We start from the raw sequence: 18,577 nt of genomic DNA, 5'->3' as shown, positions 1-18,577 counted from the left end.
GAAGGATCAGTCGCAGCGCGAGTAATCGGGCTCGCGATCCTGCTTCTCGGCGCGGCGCATTTCGCGCCCTTCGCATTCCTCGCGCTTGCGGATCTTGCGCCCGCGATTCTGATCCGCTTCCGACTGGCTGGTGGTGACCGCATCGACGCCGCTGCCGACCACTTTGACCGGCAGAGTGACGATGTCGAGCGCCGTCCTGGCGACGCACCCGGTGAGGCTGAAGGCGAGCAAGGCGGCGGCAACGAGGCGCATGTGAAGCAAATCCCTGGTGAAACGCGGCGACGATAGTCCCGAAGGGATTATCGTCGCCTGAACACGCTATTTCGCTTTTCGAAGTGTCGGGGAATCGAGATCGAGCTCGGCCAGCGGAATCACCTCCACGTCGGGCCTGATCGCCTTGACCTTGTCGAGGAATTTCGAAGCGTCGCCGACGATGATCAGGCTCGCGCGCTGCGAGGAGGCGATCCGCGCGGCGACCGCCGAGGCGGCCTGCGGCGTGACGCTCTCCATGCGCTGTACGTAGGCTGCGGCCTCCTCCGGCGAGAGGCCTTGCTGGATGAGATTGGCGAGCACCCCGCCAAGACCTCCGCTCGTCTCCACCTGCCGATTGTAAGTGCCGGTGAGGAAAGCGATCCGCTTGGCGGTGGCATCGGCGTCGAGCGGCTCCCTGCCGAGCCGATCGAGTTCGTCGAGAAAGATCCTGGCGACGTCGGCGGCGCTTTCGTTCTTGGTCTGCGCGCTTGCGGTCAGCAGGCTGGCGTCGAGCCGCGCGGGCATCGCGCTGTAGGCGCCGTAGGACAAAGCGCGCTTGACCCGCACCTCCTGAAACAGGCGCCCGTTCGATCCGGCGCCGAGCACCGCATTGGCGAGGGTCAACGGATAATAATCGGCCGTACCGCGGGCGAGCGCAGGCACCGCGGCCGTGACGGCCGCTTGACCCGACCCCGGCATGTCGATGACGATCGTGCGGACCATCTGACTCTCGCCGGCCCGCGCGGTCGGCGCCTGGGGCGCCGGCCCCCGACCTTGCCAGCTTCCGAACAGGCTTTGGGCGAGTGCGGCCGAACGGGCGGCATCGATCCCGCCGGAGACGATCAGGGCGGCATTGCCGGGCTGCCACCATCTGGCATGATGCGCGACGAGATCGTCACGGGTCAGCGCCTGCAGCGAGGTCGGCGTACCATTGGCGAGATTGCCGTACGGGGCGCTGCCATAGACGAGCGGCGTGACGACGAGCCCGGCAACGCTGCCGGGATCGCGCATCGCGATCGACAGGCCGTCGAGAGCGCGCTTGCGCTCCCGTTCCAGTTCCTGTTCCGGGAAGGTCGCATTGCGCGCGAGATCCACGAGGATCCGTCCTGCCGCCTCGAGGTTCGCCACCGGTGCCGAGACCGAGAGAAAGGCACCGTCGGGGCCCGCACCGCTGCCGATCTCGGCGCCGAGCGACTCGAATTGCGCGGCGATCTGCTGGGCATTGCGGGTGGGCGTGCCCTTGGTCGCGAGCGTTGCCGCCATCGACGCGAGCCCTGCCTTCGCGCGCGGATCGGTCGACGCGCCGCCTTTCACCACCAGCACCATCGAGGCGATCGGGACGGCCCCGGTCCGCGCCGTGACGACATCGAGCCCGTTCGCCAACCTGGTCTGCGAAATCGCCGGCGGGGTGACCGGCACGGCGGCGCTCGGCGCCGGCGGCTGCTGGCGCTCGCCCTCGGCCGCCGCTTCATGGGGCGGCCGGGTGGCGGCCGGGACGCTCTTGAATGGGGGCATCGGCACCGGGTTCGCCCAGGCATCGGCCTGCCCCGCCGGGCGCTCCGCCTCGTTGCGATAGCGGAAATCCACCTGCCGGTCCGGCGCGAGATAGGTGCGTGCGACCCGCTGAACGTCACCGGCCGTCACCTTCTGAATGGCGGCCAACCTCTTGTCGGCGGCCCGCGCGTCGCCGGTGCGGACCAATGCCTCGCCAAGATCGAATGCGCGTCCGCTGAAGGTTTCCCGCTCGCGCAGGGCCGCCGCGAGCAGCTCGGTCTTCGCCTCGGCGAGCTCGGCGGCGGTCACCGGCGCGTCGCGCACTCTTGCGATCTCCGCGGACAGGGTCGCTTCGACCTCCTCCACGCTCTTGCCGCCGGCGAGGATCGCATAAGGCGCATAATAGCCCTGCTCCTCGACATCGCTGAGATCGCCGTTGATCGAGGTCGCGAGCTGCCGATCATAAACGAGGCTGCGGTTGAGGCGCGAGCTGTCGCCGGCCGTGAGAATGGTATCGAGCACTGCGAGCGCGGCCATGTCGGCATGGCTGGAGCCGGGGATTCGCCACAGCGATCCCACGACGGGCAGCGGCACGTTCGGGGCGTACATCGTCACCGTCCGCTTTCGCGCGGGCGCCGTGTCACGCTCGGTGATCGCCAGCGGGATCTTCGCGGCCCGGGCCGGAATCTTCGCGAAATAGGTGTCGACCCATCGTTGCAGCTGCGCGTCGTCGAAATTCCCGGAGACGATCAGGGTCGCGGTATCCGGGCCATAATAAGCTTCGTGAAAGGCGCGTGCGTCGGCGAGCGTCGCCGCATCGAGCTGCTCGATGCTGCCGATCCCGGGCCGCCGATGCGGCATGCGGTCCCAGGCCTGCTCGTTCAAAAGCAGGCGCAGACGGCCGTAAGGCGGCGCGAGCACCCGCTGGCGCAGCTCCTCCTTGACGACGTTGCGCTCGGTCTCGAACACCTGTTCGTCGACCACGGGCAGCGCCATGCGCTCGGCGTGGGTCCACAGCATCGTCTGCAGATAGCGCGCAGGAACGATCTCGTAATAATTGGTGCGATCGTACCAGGTCGACGCATTGCGCACGCCGCCGACATCTTCGGTGAGCTTGTTGATCATGTTGTAGGGCATGTTCCGCGTCTTGCGGGACAGGATGTGCTCGAACAAATGGGCGAATCCGGAGCGACCTTCCGGATCGTGCTTCGAGCCGACCTCGTACCAGACCGACACCGCGACGTTGGGGGTGGTCGTATCCTTGAGGGTGATGACGCGAAGGCCGTTGGAAAGGCGACGTTCCTTGAAGGCAAGCGCTGGCACCGTGATAGCTGCCGGCTGCGGCTGGGAAGCCGCGGGCTGCGCTGCCGCCGTGATCGCCGTTCCGCCAGCGCCAAGCGCCGAAAATGTCGTTACTGCAAGCAAAGCGGCCTTGGTACGCATCGCCTTTCCTTCCCCTCGTCCTGGTAGGCGATCGATAGGTCGAAGTGCCCGGCTCGGCCAGAGCCGTTCGGGGAGGTCGTTGGCATTTCTTGCTTTTCTCCCGCCGCAATCTGCCCGATGCCGATTGGAGCGGCTGACAGCCCACGCGATGCCGCAAGGCTTGATAGGTTCCACAACCTTCGGTGGACTTTGGTCCAGCTTGCTGGTGCTCCCCAAAGCGGTGTTGATGAGCCGGTCATGCCCACGCCGCCCGCAATGGTGCCCAGAAAGCCTCAAGACGCGGAAAAAGAGGGAGAAACGCGCGCAGCTAATCTAGGTAAACGCGGACGAATCCAGCACCACTTATGCACTCCGGTCGGACGGGGGCACACGGCGATATCGACGTGTCCAATTCCCACACGCCCGAGCGAGGAGTAACAGTGCCGGACGCGCATCCGACATTTGGAAAGATGATCAAGCGGCTCGACAGTCGCTCGCCCCTGTCCGAAGCCGACAAACTTGCCTTGCTGTCCGTACAGCACAGCGTCCGGAAGGTGCCGGCCGGGGCGCATCTGGTGCGCGACGGCGAACCGCCAGAGCAATGCGCCTTGCTGCTTTCCGGCTACGCCTATCGTTACAAGATCACCGGGGAAGGCGCCCGACAGATTGTCTCGCTGCACATGGCGGGCGAATTCGTCGATCTCCAGAACAGCTTTCTTCAAGTCTCGGATCATAGCGTTCAGACCCTGACCGAAGCCGACGTGGCGTTCGTTCCGATGCAGGCGATCCGCGAGATCACGCTGTCGAACCCGAGCATCGCACGGGCGCTGTGGGTCGACACTCTCGTCGATTCATCGATCTTCCGGGAATGGGTAGTCAATGTCGGCCGCCGCGACAGCCGTACCCGCGTCGCGCACATCCTGTGTGAATTTTCGCTTCGGCTGGAAGCAGCCGGGCTTGCCAAGGATCACCGCTACGAGCTGCCGATGACCCAGGAGCAGCTCGCGGATGCCGTCGGCTTGACCTCGGTGCATGTCAATCGCGTGCTGCGGCAATTGGGCGAGGAAGGATTGATCAGCCGGGACCGGCGATCGATCACGATCGAGGACTGGCAAAGGCTGCGCGAAGCCGGCGATTTCAACGAGCGCTACTTGCATCATGATTTTGTTGCGGCTGCACGGAACTGATCCATCTTGTTGCGCGTGATGGGTCTATGGAGTCACGGTGGCGCTTCGCTTTGTAGAGTTCCATCCCGAGTCGAAAGCGCGGCCATGTCCAGAAGAGAGTCGATCCGCCACCACGCCGATCGTGCGTTCCAAGAACTGGAACGGGCCCGCTCCGCGTCGACCGAGGAGGCCGCCATGGCCCATTTGGAGCTTTCCGAACTCCACCTCGGCAGGATGCATTCGCTGACCGAGGCGCCGGCCGCGCACCTGCAGATCGTGCGCAACTAAGGTTAAATTTTTCAAAAAGTTACAAGAAGCTAACGCACGTAAGTGCGTGAGGCCGCGCAGTTGCCCAAAGACGAGCATCGACATTGCACTAACGGGGAACAGGTGAAAGATGCGCATCGGCGACGAGATCCGCTTTCATTCGCTTCGGGCCATGGCAGAGCTGGAACGCGCGACCGATGCGGGCTGCACGCAGGCAGCCCGCGCCCATTTCGGCCTCTCCCAGCTTCACCTCGAACGCATGCACCACCTCGCTGCGATCGAGGCCGGCATCGATAAGCCGCGGCGCCCATCCCTCTCCGCTGCGGCTTGAGGGGCGCGCTCCGCCCGAGCGCGCCCCTCCGACTCATCCGTTCTGGCGCTCGGGAAGTCTGATCAGCACCAGAGCGGCGGCAATGAAGCCTGCGCCGATCAGGTCTGCAAGGCCCAGACGCTCGCCATAAGCGAACCAGCCGATCACCGCCGTCGCCGCCGGCTGAGTCAGCAGGGTGAGGCCGACCACCACCGGCGAGAGGTGCCCGACCGCATAGACGAGCAGCCCCTGCCCGATGAGCTGGCTGCCGAGCGAAAGCAGGATCAAAGGCGTCCACGCGTTCGGCATGATCGTCTCGCCGAGCAAAGCGGCGAAGAGGAGCAGCGGGACTGCACCGGAAATCGTCGCGATCGCAAGCACCGGCATCGGCGCGACCGTTCGCCGCGCCCGATCGATCACGACCAGGTACAAGGCGTAGAACAGACCGGCCAGCAACGCGAACAGATCACCCCGAAGATTCTTCGGCGACATTTCATAGCTTGATCCGAGAAGCAGGGCCGCTCCGACCCCGGCGAGGCCGAGCGCGACCATCTGCACCCGGCCGGGCAGCCGGCGCAGGACGATGAAGCCGTAGAGCATCAGCAGGAAGCTCGAGCAATTGCCGAACAAAGTGGCATTGGCAAGCTTGGTCATGTGGATGCCGACGTGCCACGCCGCGAGATCGGCGGCGAAGAACAAGCCGCCGACCGCAATTACGGCAAGCAGCCCGGATGAGGGCGACGACGCGCCGCGCAGGCCGGGGCGCGCCAGGATCAGCAGAAAGGGTGCGGCGAGCGCCAGCCGCCAGAAGCCCGCGGCAACCGGACCGACGTCGGCGAGCCGGACCATCCACGGGCCGAACGCGAGCATCAGATTTGACAGAAGCAGCGCCGGAAAGGCGAACCGACCCGCGCGTGCGGCCTGAAGGCGAGTGGGGTCGTGCATGAATCCTTGGCTCCGGCTAGAGCAGCGAGCCCGATTCGGGAACCACGCTTGCTGCCCCAGGCTCTTGAAATCGCATCGCTAAAGCCGAAAACCGGTAGCCACTTTTCGGCGCGATGCTCTAAGGCTGCCGACGCGATGCCGTCAAGGAAAGCCCGCCAGCAGAAATCTCGGAACGCCACCACGGAGCCGGCGCCGACATGCTTTCTGTGCGAGCGGCCGATGGGTCGGAAGATCGAACGGCATCACCCCGTTCCCAAGAGCCGGGGCGGCCGGGAAACGGCGCCCGTTCATCCCATCTGTCACCGCACGATCCACGCTGCGCTGGACAATAAGAGCCTTGAACGCAATTTCGCCTCGGCCGAGGCGCTGCGCGCACATCCGGACATCGCCACCTTCATCACCTGGGTGAGAGACAAGGATCCGGACTTTCATGTCCCTACACGGCAGCGAAAGCGGAAATAAGCTGGATCCGGCCGCGTCCGCTCCCCAGTGCCCGAGAACGCCTAGGCTTCCAGCTCGATATCCCAGTAGAGATAGTCCCGCCAGCTGTCGTGGAGGTAGTTGGGCGGGAAGCTGCGGCCGTTTTCCTGGAGCTGCCAGCTGGTCGGACGGTAGGGCCGGCGGAAGAGGTGCATGTGCGCTTCGGCCGGCGTGCGACCGCCCTTGCGCAGATTGCAGGGCGCGCAGGCTGTCGCGACATTCTCCCAGGTCGTCCGTCCACCCTGGGCACGGGGGACGACGTGATCGAAGGTGAGTTCGCGCAGATCGCCGCAATATTGGCATTCGAACCGATCGCGCAGGAACAGGTTGAACCGGGTGAAGGCCGGATTCTCCGACGGCTTCACATATTGGCGGAGCGCGATCACCGAGGGCAGCTTGAAAGATCGGTTCGGGCTGTGCACCTCACGGGCATATTGGGCGACGATGTCGACCCGCTCCAGGAACACCGCCTTGACCGCTGTCTGCCACGGCCACAGGCTGAGCGGGTAGTAGCTCAACGGCGTATAATCCGCGTTCAACACCAACGCAGGGCATGAATCGGGATGTCTGAGAAGGTCGGGATGGTACATGCGCTCGGCGACGGCCTCCGTGTCCCGAGGGACAACCTCGAACGACCCCGCCTGTCGCACTCAGGACGGAGAGCGAAGCATCCCCTGTCCAGCACCTCCTTTCACGAGAAGGTGACACGCGCATGACAGCATGGCCGATGACTCGCGGTCAAGGGGCAAAGCACTGATGCAGATCGTTTCTCGCTTCGCGCCCAGCCCGACCGGCCGATTGCACCTCGGCCATGCTTATTCCGCCCTGCTCGCCCACGATTTCGCACGGGATCGGAACGGCGCCTTCCTGCTCAGGATCGAGGATATCGATCCGGGCCGCGTCCGCTCGCTCTTCGTCGACGGCATCATCGAGGATCTGATGTGGCTCGGGCTGGATTGGGACGGAGAGATCCTGTTCCAGTCCGAACGCCTGCCGTTCTACGCCGAGGCGCTAGACGGGCTGAAGACTCGCGGCCTGGTTTATCCCTGCTTCTGCACGCGCTCCGAGATCGCGGCCGAAGTGGCGGCCAGCGCGTCCGCGCCGCACGGGCCCGACGGCCCGCTCTATCCCGGAATCTGCCGCCGGCTCTCTCGCGACGAACGCGCCCGGCGGCTCGCCGCCGAGCCGCACGCCTGGCGGCTGGACACCGCCAAGGCAAGCGCCGAGGCGGGACCGCTTTACTGGCATGACGAAGAGACGGAGGTCCTTGCCGAGCCCCAGGCGTTCGGAGATGTGGTGCTTGCACGCAAGGATGCGCCGACCAGCTATCATCTCGCCGTGACCGTCGACGACGCCGGCCAGGGCGTTACCGACATCGTTCGCGGCCGCGATCTCTATGCCGCGACCGACGTGCATCGGCTCCTGCAGGCGCTGCTCGAGCTGCCCACGCCGCATTATCACCATCATCCATTGCTGACCGATGCCGAGGGACTCCGCCTGGCAAAGCGGACCGGTGCGCCGACGCTCGCCAGCCTTCGAGAGGCCGGCGCCGATCCGGCGCGGCTGATCGCCGATCTGCGCATGGGCCAATTGCCGGGTGGATATTCGTCGGCGGGCACTTAGATAGAGGCCATGGACGTCTTCCTCTTCCTGTTGATCCTCGTTGCTGCCGGTGCGACCCTGTTCGTGCTCGCCAAGGGCGTGATCGGAATGGCGCAGCAGAAGGATCTGACGGGCGAACGCTCGCAGCAGCTGATGCGCAAGCGCATCATGTACCAGGCGATCGCGATCGTGTTCATCATCCTGTTCCTGATGATGGCGAGCGGAAAGTCCTGACCCCTGGTCCGTCTCAATCGCATCTACACCCGTACGGGTGACGAGGGCCTGACCGGGCTTGCGGACGGATCGCGCATTTCGAAGGCGCATCCCAGGGCGCAGGCGATCGGCGACGTCGACGAGGCCAACAGCGCCATCGGCATCGCCGCGCTTCACGTCACCGGCGCCGATCACCGGCGCATGCTCCAGGCGATACAGAACGAAATGTTCGATCTTGGGGCGGATCTCGCCACCCCGGGCGACGATTTCGCGCCGGGTGAGATGACTTTGCGGATTGTCCAGCCGCAGATCGACCGCCTCGAGGCGGAGATCGATTCCATGAATGCGGCGCTCGAGCCGCTGCGCAGCTTCATCCTCCCGGGCGGCGCTGCCGGCTCGGCGCACCTCCACCTTGCCCGCGCGATCGTGCGGCGGGCCGAGCGGTCTGCCGTCGCAGCGGCCGCCGAGGTCGCCCTCAACCCGCTCGCCCTCATCTATCTCAACCGTTTGTCCGATCATCTGTTCGTGCTCGCGCGCCTCGTCGCCGCGGGTGCTGGCGGCGATATTCTCTGGCAGCCGGGCGCGACACGCGGCTAATCTGCATCAGCAACTGATAGAGACCCTGTCCCGGGAGGAAGGGCCATGGCAACACGAGCTTCGAACCTGCAATTGACGTCGCTGCGAGACCGGTTCGACTCCGTCCGGGCGCTGACGAGGAACATTGCGGCGCCGCTCTCCGACGCCGATGCGACCCTGCAGCCGTCTCCGGATGCATCGCCGGCCAAATGGCATCTGGCGCATACCAGCTGGTTCTTCGAGACCTTCGTCCTGCGCGACCATGTCGCCGGCTATCGTCCGCACGACGAACGCTGGGCCTATCTGTTCAATTCCTATTATGACGGCGAAGGCGCGCGGCACCCTCGGGCCAAGCGCGGCATGCTCAGCCGCCCTTCGCTGGGCGAGATCCTCGACTATCGCAGCCATGTTGAGGAAGCGGTGCTGAATGCATTCCTGCTGCTGCCGGCCCCGGCACTCGATCTGCTGGAGCTCGGCCTCCATCACGAACAACAGCATCAGGAGCTGATGCTCACCGATCTGCTGGCTACCTTCGCCGAGAACCCGCTCGGCATCGCCCTCTGGCCGCGGCAGGAAGCAGGGCCGGATGCGGCGGAGTCGATGGGCTGCGCCCGCTTCGCCGGAGGCACCGTCGAGATCGGCCATCGCGGCCTGGGTTTTGCGTTCGACTGCGAAACGCCCCGCCATCAAGTGCTGCTGCGCCCCTTCGAACTGGCCGACCGGGCGGTCACCAACGGCGAGTGGATCCGCTTCATCGAGGCGGGAGGCTATCAGAAGCCGGGGCACTGGACCGCCGACGGCTGGGAATGGGTGAAGCGCTGCGACATCCGGGCGCCGCTTTACTGGGACGGCGGATCGGACGGAGACTATGTCCGCTACGGCCTCGATGGCCTTCACCCGGTCGATCCGGCGGAGCCGGTCGCGCACGTCAGCTGGTATGAGGCCGACGCGTTCGCACGCTGGGCCGGCGCCCGCCTGCCGACCGAGGCGGAATGGGAAGCGGCCGCCGCAGGGTGCGACCCGCTGGAAGGCAATCAGCTCGATTCCGCCGCGGCCGTCCGCCCGCGACCGGCCCACGGCCAGGCGCGGCTGAAGCAGATGTTCGGCGATGTCTGGGAATGGACGTCGAGCCCGTTCAGCCCCTATCCGGGCTTCCGCGCCGCGGAGGGCACGGTCGGCGAGTATAACGGCAAGTTCATGGTCAACCAGTTCGTGCTGCGCGGCGGCAGCTGCGCCACGCCGCGCGGACACGCGCGCGCTTCCTATCGCAATTTCTTCTACCCCCACCAGCGCTGGCAATTCTGCGGTTTGCGCCTTGCAAGGGATATCTGATGGACGTGCTTCGTCGCCCACCGGCCGACCCGGCGTTCCGGGCCGATGTGCTCGCCGGGCTCACTGCGCCGATCCGGGCGATCCCCGCCCGCTGGCTCTATGACCGCCGCGGTTCGGAATTGTTCGAGGCGATCACCCAGCTTCCCGAATATTATCCGACCCGTGCCGACACCGCCTTACTGGAACAGCATGCGGCCGCGGTGGCCGAGATCGTCGGGACCGGCGACGTCGTCGTCGAGTTCGGATCGGGATCGTCGACAAAGACTCCGATCCTGCTTCGTGCGACCTCCCCGGCCGCCTATGTGCCGGTCGACATATCGGGCGACTTCCTGAGAGAGTCGTCGGCAGCCCTGCAATCGATCTTCCCGGACCTGCCGCTCTACCCGGTCGAGGCCGATTTCATGCGGCCGTTCCAGTTACCCGACGCGGTAGCGCAGAAGACCAAGCTCGGCTTCTTTCCGGGATCGACGATCGGCAACATGGTGCCAGGAACCGCCGTCGACCTGCTGCGGGCGATGCGACAGACGCTCGGGGTCGGCAGCTTCCTGCTGATCGCGATGGATCGGGTGAAATCGGTCGAGACCCTGCTCGCCGCCTATGACGACTCGCAGGGGGTGACGGCCGAGTTCAACCTCAACCTGCTCCACAGGATCAACCGCGAGCTGGACGGCAGCATTCCCGTCGGCGCCTTCCGACACCGCGCGGTCTGGAACGACGGCTTCTCGCGCATCGAGATGCACCTCGAAGCGCTCCGCGACGTGCGCTTCGAGGTGGACGGCTGCGCCTTCGAGATGCGCGCGGGCGAGACCATCCACACCGAGAACAGCCACAAATATGGCCGGCGGGATGCCCGCCTGCTGCTCACCGCCGGCGGCTGGACCGTGACCAACGAGTGGACGGCGGAGGGGGATTCGTTCGCGATCCTCCTCGCACGCGCCGATCCGCTGCGCTTCGCACCCTGATCCATTGCCCCGTCCCGCGCGCCGCCCTACATGGCAGGGCAACCCGCGGGGAGAACATGATGCTGATTGCCCTTATCGGAATTGCCAAACTGCTCCTGACGGTGCTGTTTTGGATCATCGTCCTTCAGGCGGTTCTGAGTTGGCTGATAGCCTTCAACGTCATCAACACGCAGAATGACGGCCTCCGCCAATTTTTGAACGCCCTCGACCGACTGACCGATCCGCTCTACCGCCCCATCCGCAAGATCATGCCCGATTTCGGAGGGATCGATCTCTCGCCGATGGTGGTGATCCTGCTCATCATCATCCTCCGCGACTACATCCTCGACGCCGCTTTGGTCTCCGCATTGCGGGCGAGCGTGTGAGAACCCGATGAGCGCAGACCTGATCGACGGGAAGGCCTTCGCGGCGCGCCTCAGGGAGCGGGTTGCCCAAGCGGTTCCCGCCTTCGCTGCGGCACAGGGGCGCGCGCCCGGGCTCGCGGTGGTGCTGGTCGGCGAGGATCCCGCGAGCCAGGTCTATGTCCGCTCAAAGAACAAGGCCACCGTGGACGCGGGCATGGCAAGCTTCGAGCATCGCCTGTCCGACACGGCCCGCCAGGAAGAACTGATCGCGCTCGTCGAGCAATTGAACGCCGACGAGGCCGTCGACGGGATCCTCGTCCAGCTGCCGCTCCCGGCGGGGATCGACGACAAGGCGGTGATCGAGGCGATCGATCCCGACAAGGACGTCGATGGATTTCACGTGATCAGCGCCGGCCGACTCGCGGTGGGCGAGGACGGTCTCGTCCCATGCACGCCGCTCGGCTGCCTGATGCTGCTGAAGGACCGGCTCGGCGACCTGTCGGGCCTGGACGCGGTCGTCATCGGCCGCTCGAACATCGTCGGCAAGCCGATGGCGCAGCTGCTGCTGGCGGAGAATTGCACCGTCACCATCGCCCATAGCCGCACGCGCAACCTGCCCGACATCGTCCGCCGCGCCGACATCGTGATTGCCGCCGTCGGGCGCGCGGAGATGGTGAGCGGCGACTGGCTGAAGCCGGGTGCGACGGTGATCGACGTCGGCATCAACCGCGTCGGCGGCGACGATGGCGGCAAGGCGAAGCTCGTCGGTGACGTCGATTTCGCGAGCGCTGCGCAGGTCGGCGGCGCGATTACCCCGGTTCCGGGCGGGGTCGGTCCGATGACTATCGCCGTCCTGCTCCGCAACACACTCGTGGCGGCCTGCGCCCGCGCCGGCCTTCCTGCACCAGAGGGGCTGTGACGATGGGTTGCATGGCGTGATCGAGCTGTTCGTCTCCGCCTTCGTCACCTTTTTCGTCATCATCGATCCCCCCGGCTGCGCGCCCATCTTCGCCGGCCTGACCCGCGACACGCCGGCCACGCACCGCTTCGCCATGGCCTGGCGGTCGGTGGCGATCGCCTTTGGTATCCTGCTGTTCTTCGGCCTGCTCGGGGAGGATCTGCTGCGGGCGCTGGGCGTCAGCCTCGCCGCCTTTCGAATCGCGGGCGGCATCATGCTGTTCCTGATCGCGCTCGAGATGGTGTTCGAGAAACGGACCCAGCGGCGCGAAACCCGCGCGCAGGAAGTCAATTCCGATCCCGCCCACGACGACATCTCGGTCTTCCCGATGGCGATCCCGATGATCGCCGGTCCGGGATCGATTGCCTCGATCATGCTGCTGGTGGCACGCAGCCACGGGGTTCACGAGACGGCCGTGGTGATCGGCGCGCTCGCCTCGGTGATGGTCCTCACGCTGCTCGCCCTGCTCGCCGCGGGGCCGCTGATGCGGCTGATCGGTCAGAAGCTCGAGGCGATGCTGACCCGCTTGCTCGGCGTCATCCTGGCGGCGCTCGCCGCCCAGTTCGTCATCGACGGGATCATGGTGAGCTTCAAGGTCTGACCGTCTTGGCCACCGGTTCGCCGATTACCCGGAACATCCGGTAGGGCGAATCCTTCGGCAGGGGCACCGGCGTCAGCCAGGCCGGCAGCTTGTTGCGGACCAGCTGCATGTAGAAGCCGTTCTTGGCATAGGCCGCATAGACGGTCGATTCCGCCATCCCCGGGCAGATCAGGACATAATCGATGCCGCGCTTCGCGATCACCCGATGCGCTTCGTCGGGCGTGCCGCGGAAGCTTTTCATCACATCCAGGATGTCGGCGCCGTTGCGGTGGTAGGGCCCGGCGACGGCGTCGTGGTGGGTCACGGTGATCAGGCGCGGTCCGAGATCGACGAAGGTCAGCACATAGCCGCGCGGCTGCTGGGCGATCGGGCGGAGCGCGGCGAGGGTCGGGCAGCTGCCATTGGCCTTGTTGGCGATCGCCGAGACCTTGGACTTGGGCTTGGGAATGAAGCGCGTGGCTTCCTGCGCAATGATGCCGGACACGAGCAGGAAGGCGAACACCGTTCCGACCACGCGGACGAGCATCCACTTGCTGGAACGAAGGCCCGGTATGATCAGCCACGCGAGCGCCGTCGCGCCTGGAACGGACAGCATCTGGGCCGCGGGGCCTGCGCGACTTTGCCAAAGCAGGAGCAGTATGGCGAGGAGGGCCGGGGCGGCTACCGAGGCCCAGGCGACCAAAGCCGCGGGATCGCGGCGGTTGCGCCAGATCATCAGACCATAACCGAACAGCCCAGCGACCGGCATCGCGACGATCGAGATCGCGACCTGCCAGCCATGGGTATAAAGCGGCCGCGCTTCCCGGACATTGTCGAGCCACATCGCCGCAAGCTCGGGCGAGACGCCTTCGAGACGCTGCAGGCAGTGCGGCCAGGCGAGCGCATAGAAAACGCCGAGGACGATCGCAGCGGCCGCAGCCAGACCGAGGCGCAGCGGCCAGCGCTGCGGCGTCGCCATCGCAAGCCCGACGCAGAGCGCTCCGGCCAACACCATGACCGACAGCCACACTGGCGTGAGGGCGTCACAAAGCGGCTCGCGATTGGCGTCGGAAGCGAAGATCAGGAAACCGAGGGCGCAGCCGCCGGCGAGGCTGAGGCCATAGGTCGCGAGCCGCCGGGCCTGACCCCCGTCGACGATCCAGATCAGCCCGGTCGCAGCACCGAGAAGTCCGAGATAAAGCAGCATCTCGAGTCCGATGGCGAGCGAGAAAGCGGTTGCGAGGCCAAGCACGATCCCGCCCCGCGCGCGCTTCGGATCGGCGAGCCCCATCACCGCCACCGCCAAAGCAGCGAGTTGCCAGCCGTGATGATCGATCCGCAACGGCGACCACATGCCGCGCGTGCTGTGCCCGCAGAGCAGAAGCGCGATCCCGAGACCGAAAGCGTGCGGCGCGATCAGCCGGCGGACGGTGACGGCGATCGCGGCCATCGCCAAGCCCATCGGCAGCAAGGGCGCGATTGCCACGGCCCAGCGTTCGGCGGCGGCTCCGCCGACCATCGGGGCGAGCACGAGCTTGATGCCGGCGATCGGCAGGTCGACGATCCGCGACCAGTGGATGTTCGCGCCGTAAGGCGGATTGAGCCGATATTGGCGAAGATCGTACCAGCCCTGGCCGTTGAGCAGGGCGCGAACCTCCATCATGCGGATGTTATCGTCGGTGTCGCTGAGGCCGAAGCCGCGCATCTGCCCCCAGCGATTGAAGATCAGCAGGACGCAGGTCAGAAGCCAGACGAGGAGCAGCCACCAGCGCCAGTGCTTTTCCAGCCTGTCGAGTGCGTCCATCTTTCTGCCCTTCCCAACCCTCGGCTCCGGCATTAATCGCTGCACTGCAAAGGGCAAGCGAGCCTTTCGGGAGTGTCTCTCTGAAATGAATGAACAAACTGCGGCCGGGCTGCTGACACAGCTCATCCGCTTCGCATTGGTCGGAGGGTTCGTAACCGCGCTCGGCGTCGCCGCCTACTGGTTTCCGGCAACGTTCCTGGGCGTGCCGCCGCTGCTCGCCAATTTCCTGGCCTATGTCATCGCCGTCGCATTTGGTTTCGTACTGCACGGCAAGGTCAGCTTCGCCGGTCACGGCAGCCGCGACAAGGCCGGCGTGCGGACATTCCGGTTCATGATCGTCTCGCTGATCAGCCTTGCACTCAACAGCCTGTTCGTGTGGGTGCTGACCGGGCCGATGAACGGACCGACCTGGTGGCCGGTGATCCCGATGCTGTTCGTGACCCCCCTCGTCACCTTCACACTCAATCGCCAGTGGGTATTCGGCTGATGGAACGCATCGTCTACGATCGCATGGCCGAGCTCGACAGCCGCCACTGGTGGTATCGCGCGCGCCGCGACATCCTCCGCACCCTGATCGCGCGCAAGATCGCATTGCCGACAGACCCGCGCATTCTGGAGATCGGCTGCGGCACCGGGCACAATCTGGAAATGCTCCAGCAATTCGGCCGTGCCGACGGAATCGAGATCGATCCAGCCGCCCGGGCGCTCGCTGCCGAGCGGCTCGGCCGGCCGATCGGCGCCTCGCCGCTACCGGCGCTGGAAGGGGTGGAGGACGGCGCCTACGATCTCGTCGCCATTCTCGACGTGCTCGAACATGTCGAGGAGGATCGCGCCGCGCTCGGGAGCATCGCCCGCAAGCTGCGGCCCGGCGGCAGGATCCTGATCACCGTACCCGCCCATCCGTGGATGTGGAGCGCGCACGACGTCGTCAACCACCACAAGCGACGCTACACGCGCGGCAGCTTGCGGGCGGTGATCGGCGAGGCCGGGCTGAAGCTCGAGATGATGAGCTGGTTCAACAGCCTGCTCTTCCCGCTCGCCGCCGCAGCGCGGATCGTGGGACGGATCACCCGCAAGGAAGACAGCGACGACGCGCTGCCGCCGAAGCCCGTGAACAGCCTGTTCGAGGTGATCTTCGGACTGGAGCGCTACGCCGTCGGCCGAATGCCGCTGCCGCCGGGCGTGTCGCTGGTGGCGATCGTTTCCAAAGGCTGATCCGGCTCCGGCGCGGCGTCCGACGCCGCTTCGGCGGCATGGGCAACATGGCCGAGGCTGGCATGGCTGCCGGCATGGCCGGCGATATCGGACACGATATAGAGCGGCCGGCGCTTGGATTCGATGTAGAGACGGCCGAGATATTCGCCGATCATCCCGAGCACGAACATCTGCACGGCACCGAGGATGACGACCACCAGCATCAGCGAGGTCCAGCCCTGGATGGCGCTGCCGGTGAGAAAGCCGAACGCGATATAGGCGAGCAGCAGGACCGAGGCGGCGACGAGCCACAGGCCGATATGGCTCGCCATCCGCAGCGGTGCGGTCGAAAAGCCGGTGACCGCATCGAGCGCGAAGCGCATCATCTTCGACAGCGGGTATTTGCTTTGGCCGGCGTGGCGCTCGGCACGATCGTAGCCGATCGGAACCTGGCGGAAGCCGACCCAGGCGACCATGCCGCGGATGAAACGCGCCTGCTCGGGCAGCGACAGCAACGCGTCGAGGGCACGGCGGCTCATCAGCCGGAAGTCACCGGTGTCGAGCGGGATCTCGATCTCGGCGAGCTTAGACAGCAGACGATAGAAGATCTTCGCGGTCGAGCGCTTGAAGGCGGTCTCCCCGGCCCGCGCACGGCGCACCGCGTAGACGACGTCGGCTTCCTGCGCATCCATCGCCGCGAACATGTCGGGCAGCAATTCGGGCGGATCCTGAAGATCGGCGTCGATGATCAGGATGCGCGCGCCGGAGCAGAGATCCAGACCGGCGGTGAGAGCCAGCTGGTGACCGTGGTTGCGCGACAGATTGATGCACACGAGATGTGGATCGGTGGCGGAGAGGGACTGCATCATCCCCCACGAGCGATCGCGCGAGCCGTCGTTGACGAGGACGATCTCGTAGGATTCGCCGGCGACCCCGCGCGCGGCACGGGTCAGCCGCCCATGGAGCTCTCCGAGGCACGCTTCTTCATTGTAACAGGGAACGACGATCGAAAGCGCGAGGGCCATCAAGGAATCCGGGGCTGGGTGCGGTCGACCACCCGATAGAGCACCGATGCCCCGTTGCGCCAGAGCGGCTGCAGTCCCGCAGTGAGACGCGGATCGTAGCCCGGTGGCTGGATCAGCCAGACATAATCGAACGCAGACCGGGGAAGCCGTGCGAGCGACTGGTTCAAGGTCCACCATTTCTCGCCGCGGCACGGACGCCCGAGCACCTGCTGAGACGGATCCCGCGTGAACCAGCCACCGTCGGGATACCGGGCGGTGAGCAATTGCGCGCCTTCCATCGACCATTGATCGTTCGAGAAGGCGCTCTTGCGGACCAAGCCGATCGCGGGAAGGTGCTCGAGGCGGGTCATCGCCCAGCTCTTTCGGCACTTCACGCCGACAAAGGACACCACCCGCGCATTCTCCGGAATGTGCGGCACGGCCGCAAGCTCGGCGTCATAGGCGCGATCGTAGAGGTAGAGGCTGGCGGTCGTTCCGCCTGTGCGAACGACGAAGAACAGCAATCCCGCCACGGCGAGCACAGTCCCCGTCTTTCCGCCCCAGTTGCGGCGGAAGCGGATCGCGATCACCGCCACGGCGATCACGAAAGGTGCGAGCCGCATGTCGGCGTAATTGGAGCCGAACACGATGCGCGGCAGGCAGATATAAACGAGGGCGAGGAAGACGGCGGAGGCCGCCAGGTTGCGGGAATATTCGAGCCGCCGCCACCACAGCAGGCCCGTGAGCAGCACCAGGCCGATGACCGCCAGCGACGCCTTGTCGAACATCTCCCAGCGATCGCGCAGCGCCATCAGCACCCAGTTGAGCTTCTGCCACCAGAGGAACCACTGGCCGGTATAACCGGTGACGTGGTCGCCGCTCCGCCATGCCAGCATCAGCAGGACCGGCGGGCAGAGGGCGATGCACTGGAGGCCGGCATGGAAGCCGCCGCGGAAGAAGCCCCGCTTCATGTCCAGCTGGCGGATGAATTCGGCCGAGAAGGCCATCACCCCGAGCGTGCCCCATCCGAAGGTGTGGGTCACCCAGATCACGATCGAGATCGGCACGAACAAGAGCGCGCGCAGCATCAGCCTCTCGTGGCGTGCCAGCCGGAGCCAGAGCGCGAAAGCCAACAGTGCCAGGCCCATCGACAGCGCAAAATTGATGAAGCCGAACATGAACGGGTAGTTGAACACGAGCGGCAGGGCGAAGAAAGCGGAGGGCGGGATCCGTCCATGGACCTCCGATGCGACCCACAGCAGCCCGGCCGTGGTCATCATCGCGATCAGGATGACGATCAGCTTCACCGCCGGTTCGAGCCCGAAGATCTTGGCGAGCGGAACCACCAGCAAATCTACGCCAAGATTGCCGATCAACGCCCATTTGAAATCGTAGAATTGCTGGAGCACCGGCGAGCGGGAGATTTCCAGCTGGACATGGTAGCGGCCCATATGTCCGGGCAAATCGACCAGCGGCGGGATGTTCGGCCAGAGCAGAGGGACGGCCGAAGCGAGGACGATGGCGGCCAGGAGCCAGGGATGCTCCCACCAATGCCGAGCCTCGATTTCGGGCGAAACGCGTGTCATGATCTTTGAGGTTGCTCTTCCGGAAGGTCTGCCGCTGACTTCCCCAGCGCAGACGGAAGATCAACCGGAAAGTGGAATCGGCGCGG

At 65.7% G+C, this 18,577-nt stretch carries 21 protein-coding genes; 14 read left to right on the top strand and 7 right to left on the bottom strand.

Going from position 1 to position 18,577, the window contains the following annotated elements; translation table 11 throughout:
- Positions 1-6 precede the first annotated feature (6 nt).
- Together C7I55_RS06375 and C7I55_RS06370 are read right to left on the bottom strand one after the other, a co-directional pair.
- Entirely contained in the window at positions 7-252 is a 246-nt protein-coding gene (locus C7I55_RS06375) for a hypothetical protein (RefSeq protein WP_199192744.1), read from the bottom strand.
- 66 nt (positions 253-318) lie between these two features.
- Positions 319-3,189, bottom strand: coding sequence for a M16 family metallopeptidase (locus C7I55_RS06370; protein ID WP_106512051.1), 2,871 nt, complete (start codon positions 3,187-3,189; stop codon positions 319-321).
- A 419-nt stretch (positions 3,190-3,608) separates the two neighbouring features.
- Between C7I55_RS06370 and C7I55_RS06365 the strand changes: the two genes are divergently transcribed.
- The 3 genes from C7I55_RS06365 to C7I55_RS06360 all read left to right on the top strand — a co-directional run bounded on the left by C7I55_RS06365 (position 3,609) and on the right by C7I55_RS06360 (position 4,932).
- Positions 3,609-4,355 (top strand): Crp/Fnr family transcriptional regulator, encoded by a 747-nt coding sequence (locus C7I55_RS06365; protein WP_233222077.1) that lies wholly within the window; start codon positions 3,609-3,611, stop codon positions 4,353-4,355.
- Between the two features lie 84 nt (positions 4,356-4,439).
- Positions 4,440-4,622, top strand: a complete 183-nt coding sequence (locus tag C7I55_RS27695; protein WP_146150940.1) for a hypothetical protein — start codon at positions 4,440-4,442, stop codon at positions 4,620-4,622.
- A 109-nt stretch (positions 4,623-4,731) separates the two neighbouring features.
- A complete protein-coding gene (locus tag C7I55_RS06360; protein ID WP_106512050.1) occupies positions 4,732-4,932 on the top strand; it encodes a hypothetical protein in 201 nt (66 codons plus the stop codon).
- Between the two features lie 33 nt (positions 4,933-4,965).
- On the opposite strand, the gene C7I55_RS06355 is transcribed toward C7I55_RS06360, so the two are convergent.
- Positions 4,966-5,856 carry a DMT family transporter gene (locus C7I55_RS06355; RefSeq protein ID WP_106512049.1) on the bottom strand — a complete coding sequence of 297 codons (891 nt, stop codon included), beginning with the start codon at positions 5,854-5,856 and terminating at the stop codon, positions 4,966-4,968.
- Between the two features lie 48 nt (positions 5,857-5,904).
- Between C7I55_RS06355 and C7I55_RS29420 the strand changes: the two genes are divergently transcribed.
- The gene (locus C7I55_RS29420) at positions 5,905-6,318 is read left to right on the top strand and encodes an HNH endonuclease (RefSeq protein ID WP_408640585.1); all 414 of its coding nucleotides are present in this window, start codon (positions 5,905-5,907) and stop codon (positions 6,316-6,318) included.
- Positions 6,319-6,359: 41 nt separating this feature from the next.
- Here C7I55_RS29420 and C7I55_RS06345 read toward each other — a convergent pair whose 3' ends face one another.
- Positions 6,360-6,926, bottom strand: coding sequence for an HNH endonuclease (locus tag C7I55_RS06345; RefSeq protein WP_106512047.1), 567 nt, complete (start codon positions 6,924-6,926; stop codon positions 6,360-6,362).
- A gap of 166 nt (positions 6,927-7,092) precedes the next feature.
- On the opposite strand from C7I55_RS06345, the gene gluQRS reads away from it, so the two are divergent.
- Genes gluQRS through C7I55_RS06305 form a run of 8 tightly spaced genes read left to right on the top strand, consistent with a single transcriptional unit; the run spans position 7,093 to position 12,924 of the window.
- Positions 7,093-7,959: a tRNA glutamyl-Q(34) synthetase GluQRS gene (gluQRS, locus tag C7I55_RS06340; protein ID WP_106512456.1), complete on the top strand. Its 867-nt coding sequence runs from the start codon at positions 7,093-7,095 to the stop codon at positions 7,957-7,959.
- 9 nt (positions 7,960-7,968) lie between these two features.
- A complete protein-coding gene (locus C7I55_RS06335) occupies positions 7,969-8,172 on the top strand; it encodes a twin transmembrane helix small protein (protein ID WP_106512046.1) in 204 nt (67 codons plus the stop codon).
- Positions 8,173-8,175: 3 nt separating this feature from the next.
- Complete coding sequence (locus C7I55_RS06330) at positions 8,176-8,748, top strand: cob(I)yrinic acid a,c-diamide adenosyltransferase (RefSeq protein ID WP_106512045.1); 573 nt, start codon at positions 8,176-8,178, stop codon at positions 8,746-8,748.
- A 45-nt stretch (positions 8,749-8,793) separates the two neighbouring features.
- A complete protein-coding gene (gene egtB, locus C7I55_RS06325; protein ID WP_106512044.1) occupies positions 8,794-10,059 on the top strand; it encodes an ergothioneine biosynthesis protein EgtB in 1,266 nt (421 codons plus the stop codon).
- The gene (egtD, locus tag C7I55_RS06320; RefSeq protein WP_106512043.1) at positions 10,059-11,021 is read left to right on the top strand and encodes an L-histidine N(alpha)-methyltransferase; all 963 of its coding nucleotides are present in this window, start codon (positions 10,059-10,061) and stop codon (positions 11,019-11,021) included. The genes egtB and egtD overlap by 1 nt, the downstream gene beginning before the upstream one ends.
- Before the next feature lie 59 nt (positions 11,022-11,080).
- Positions 11,081-11,386, top strand: a complete 306-nt coding sequence (locus tag C7I55_RS06315) for a YggT family protein (protein ID WP_106512042.1) — start codon at positions 11,081-11,083, stop codon at positions 11,384-11,386.
- Positions 11,387-11,393: 7 nt separating this feature from the next.
- Positions 11,394-12,284 (top strand): bifunctional methylenetetrahydrofolate dehydrogenase/methenyltetrahydrofolate cyclohydrolase FolD, encoded by an 891-nt coding sequence (gene folD / locus C7I55_RS06310; RefSeq protein ID WP_106512041.1) that lies wholly within the window; start codon positions 11,394-11,396, stop codon positions 12,282-12,284.
- A 16-nt stretch (positions 12,285-12,300) separates the two neighbouring features.
- Positions 12,301-12,924 (top strand): MarC family protein, encoded by a 624-nt coding sequence (locus C7I55_RS06305; protein WP_106512455.1) that lies wholly within the window; start codon positions 12,301-12,303, stop codon positions 12,922-12,924.
- On the opposite strand, the gene C7I55_RS06300 is transcribed toward C7I55_RS06305, so the two are convergent.
- Positions 12,914-14,707, bottom strand: a complete 1,794-nt coding sequence (locus tag C7I55_RS06300; RefSeq protein ID WP_106512040.1) for a hypothetical protein — start codon at positions 14,705-14,707, stop codon at positions 12,914-12,916. The two genes, C7I55_RS06305 and C7I55_RS06300, sit on opposite strands and share 11 nt — an antisense overlap.
- An 85-nt stretch (positions 14,708-14,792) precedes the next feature.
- Between C7I55_RS06300 and C7I55_RS06295 the strand changes: the two genes are divergently transcribed.
- Positions 14,793-15,194: a GtrA family protein gene (locus C7I55_RS06295; protein ID WP_106512039.1), complete on the top strand. Its 402-nt coding sequence runs from the start codon at positions 14,793-14,795 to the stop codon at positions 15,192-15,194.
- The gene (locus C7I55_RS06290) at positions 15,194-15,922 is read left to right on the top strand and encodes a class I SAM-dependent methyltransferase (protein ID WP_106512038.1); all 729 of its coding nucleotides are present in this window, start codon (positions 15,194-15,196) and stop codon (positions 15,920-15,922) included. The genes C7I55_RS06295 and C7I55_RS06290 overlap by 1 nt, the downstream gene beginning before the upstream one ends.
- Here the strand turns inward: C7I55_RS06290 and C7I55_RS06285 are convergent.
- Both C7I55_RS06285 and C7I55_RS06280 read right to left on the bottom strand, forming a co-directional pair.
- Positions 15,856-16,926, bottom strand: a complete 1,071-nt coding sequence (locus C7I55_RS06285) for a glycosyltransferase family 2 protein (protein WP_199192743.1) — start codon at positions 16,924-16,926, stop codon at positions 15,856-15,858. The two genes, C7I55_RS06290 and C7I55_RS06285, sit on opposite strands and share 67 nt — an antisense overlap.
- Positions 16,926-18,491 carry a hypothetical protein gene (locus C7I55_RS06280; RefSeq protein WP_106512036.1) on the bottom strand — a complete coding sequence of 522 codons (1,566 nt, stop codon included), beginning with the start codon at positions 18,489-18,491 and terminating at the stop codon, positions 16,926-16,928. Before C7I55_RS06280 ends, C7I55_RS06285 begins: the two co-directional genes overlap by 1 nt.
- Positions 18,492-18,577 lie beyond the last annotated feature (86 nt).

Source organism: Allosphingosinicella deserti (assembly GCF_003012735.1).
In the GTDB taxonomy this organism is placed as follows: Bacteria; Pseudomonadota; Alphaproteobacteria; order Sphingomonadales; family Sphingomonadaceae; genus Allosphingosinicella; species Allosphingosinicella deserti.
This window is presented reverse-complemented; position numbering and strand designations above follow the sequence as displayed.

Coding starts and splice junctions, on each gene's coding strand:
- C7I55_RS06375 (WP_199192744.1), bottom strand. CDS start 252: ATGCGCCTCGTTGCCGCCGCCTTGCTCGCCTTCAGCCTCACCGGGTGC.
- C7I55_RS06370 (WP_106512051.1), bottom strand. CDS start 3,189: ATGCGTACCAAGGCCGCTTTGCTTGCAGTAACGACATTTTCGGCGCTT.
- C7I55_RS27695 (WP_146150940.1), top strand. CDS start 4,440: ATGTCCAGAAGAGAGTCGATCCGCCACCACGCCGATCGTGCGTTCCAA.
- C7I55_RS06360 (WP_106512050.1), top strand. CDS start 4,732: ATGCGCATCGGCGACGAGATCCGCTTTCATTCGCTTCGGGCCATGGCA.
- C7I55_RS06355 (WP_106512049.1), bottom strand. CDS start 5,856: ATGCACGACCCCACTCGCCTTCAGGCCGCACGCGCGGGTCGGTTCGCC.
- C7I55_RS06345 (WP_106512047.1), bottom strand. CDS start 6,926: ATGTACCATCCCGACCTTCTCAGACATCCCGATTCATGCCCTGCGTTG.
- gluQRS (WP_106512456.1), top strand. CDS start 7,093: ATGCAGATCGTTTCTCGCTTCGCGCCCAGCCCGACCGGCCGATTGCAC.
- C7I55_RS06335 (WP_106512046.1), top strand. CDS start 7,969: ATGGACGTCTTCCTCTTCCTGTTGATCCTCGTTGCTGCCGGTGCGACC.
- egtB (WP_106512044.1), top strand. CDS start 8,794: ATGGCAACACGAGCTTCGAACCTGCAATTGACGTCGCTGCGAGACCGG.
- egtD (WP_106512043.1), top strand. CDS start 10,059: ATGGACGTGCTTCGTCGCCCACCGGCCGACCCGGCGTTCCGGGCCGAT.
- C7I55_RS06315 (WP_106512042.1), top strand. CDS start 11,081: ATGCTGATTGCCCTTATCGGAATTGCCAAACTGCTCCTGACGGTGCTG.
- folD (WP_106512041.1), top strand. CDS start 11,394: ATGAGCGCAGACCTGATCGACGGGAAGGCCTTCGCGGCGCGCCTCAGG.
- C7I55_RS06300 (WP_106512040.1), bottom strand. CDS start 14,707: ATGGACGCACTCGACAGGCTGGAAAAGCACTGGCGCTGGTGGCTGCTC.
- C7I55_RS06295 (WP_106512039.1), top strand. CDS start 14,793: ATGAATGAACAAACTGCGGCCGGGCTGCTGACACAGCTCATCCGCTTC.
- C7I55_RS06290 (WP_106512038.1), top strand. CDS start 15,194: ATGGAACGCATCGTCTACGATCGCATGGCCGAGCTCGACAGCCGCCAC.
- C7I55_RS06285 (WP_199192743.1), bottom strand. CDS start 16,926: ATGGCCCTCGCGCTTTCGATCGTCGTTCCCTGTTACAATGAAGAAGCG.
- C7I55_RS06280 (WP_106512036.1), bottom strand. CDS start 18,491: ATGACACGCGTTTCGCCCGAAATCGAGGCTCGGCATTGGTGGGAGCAT.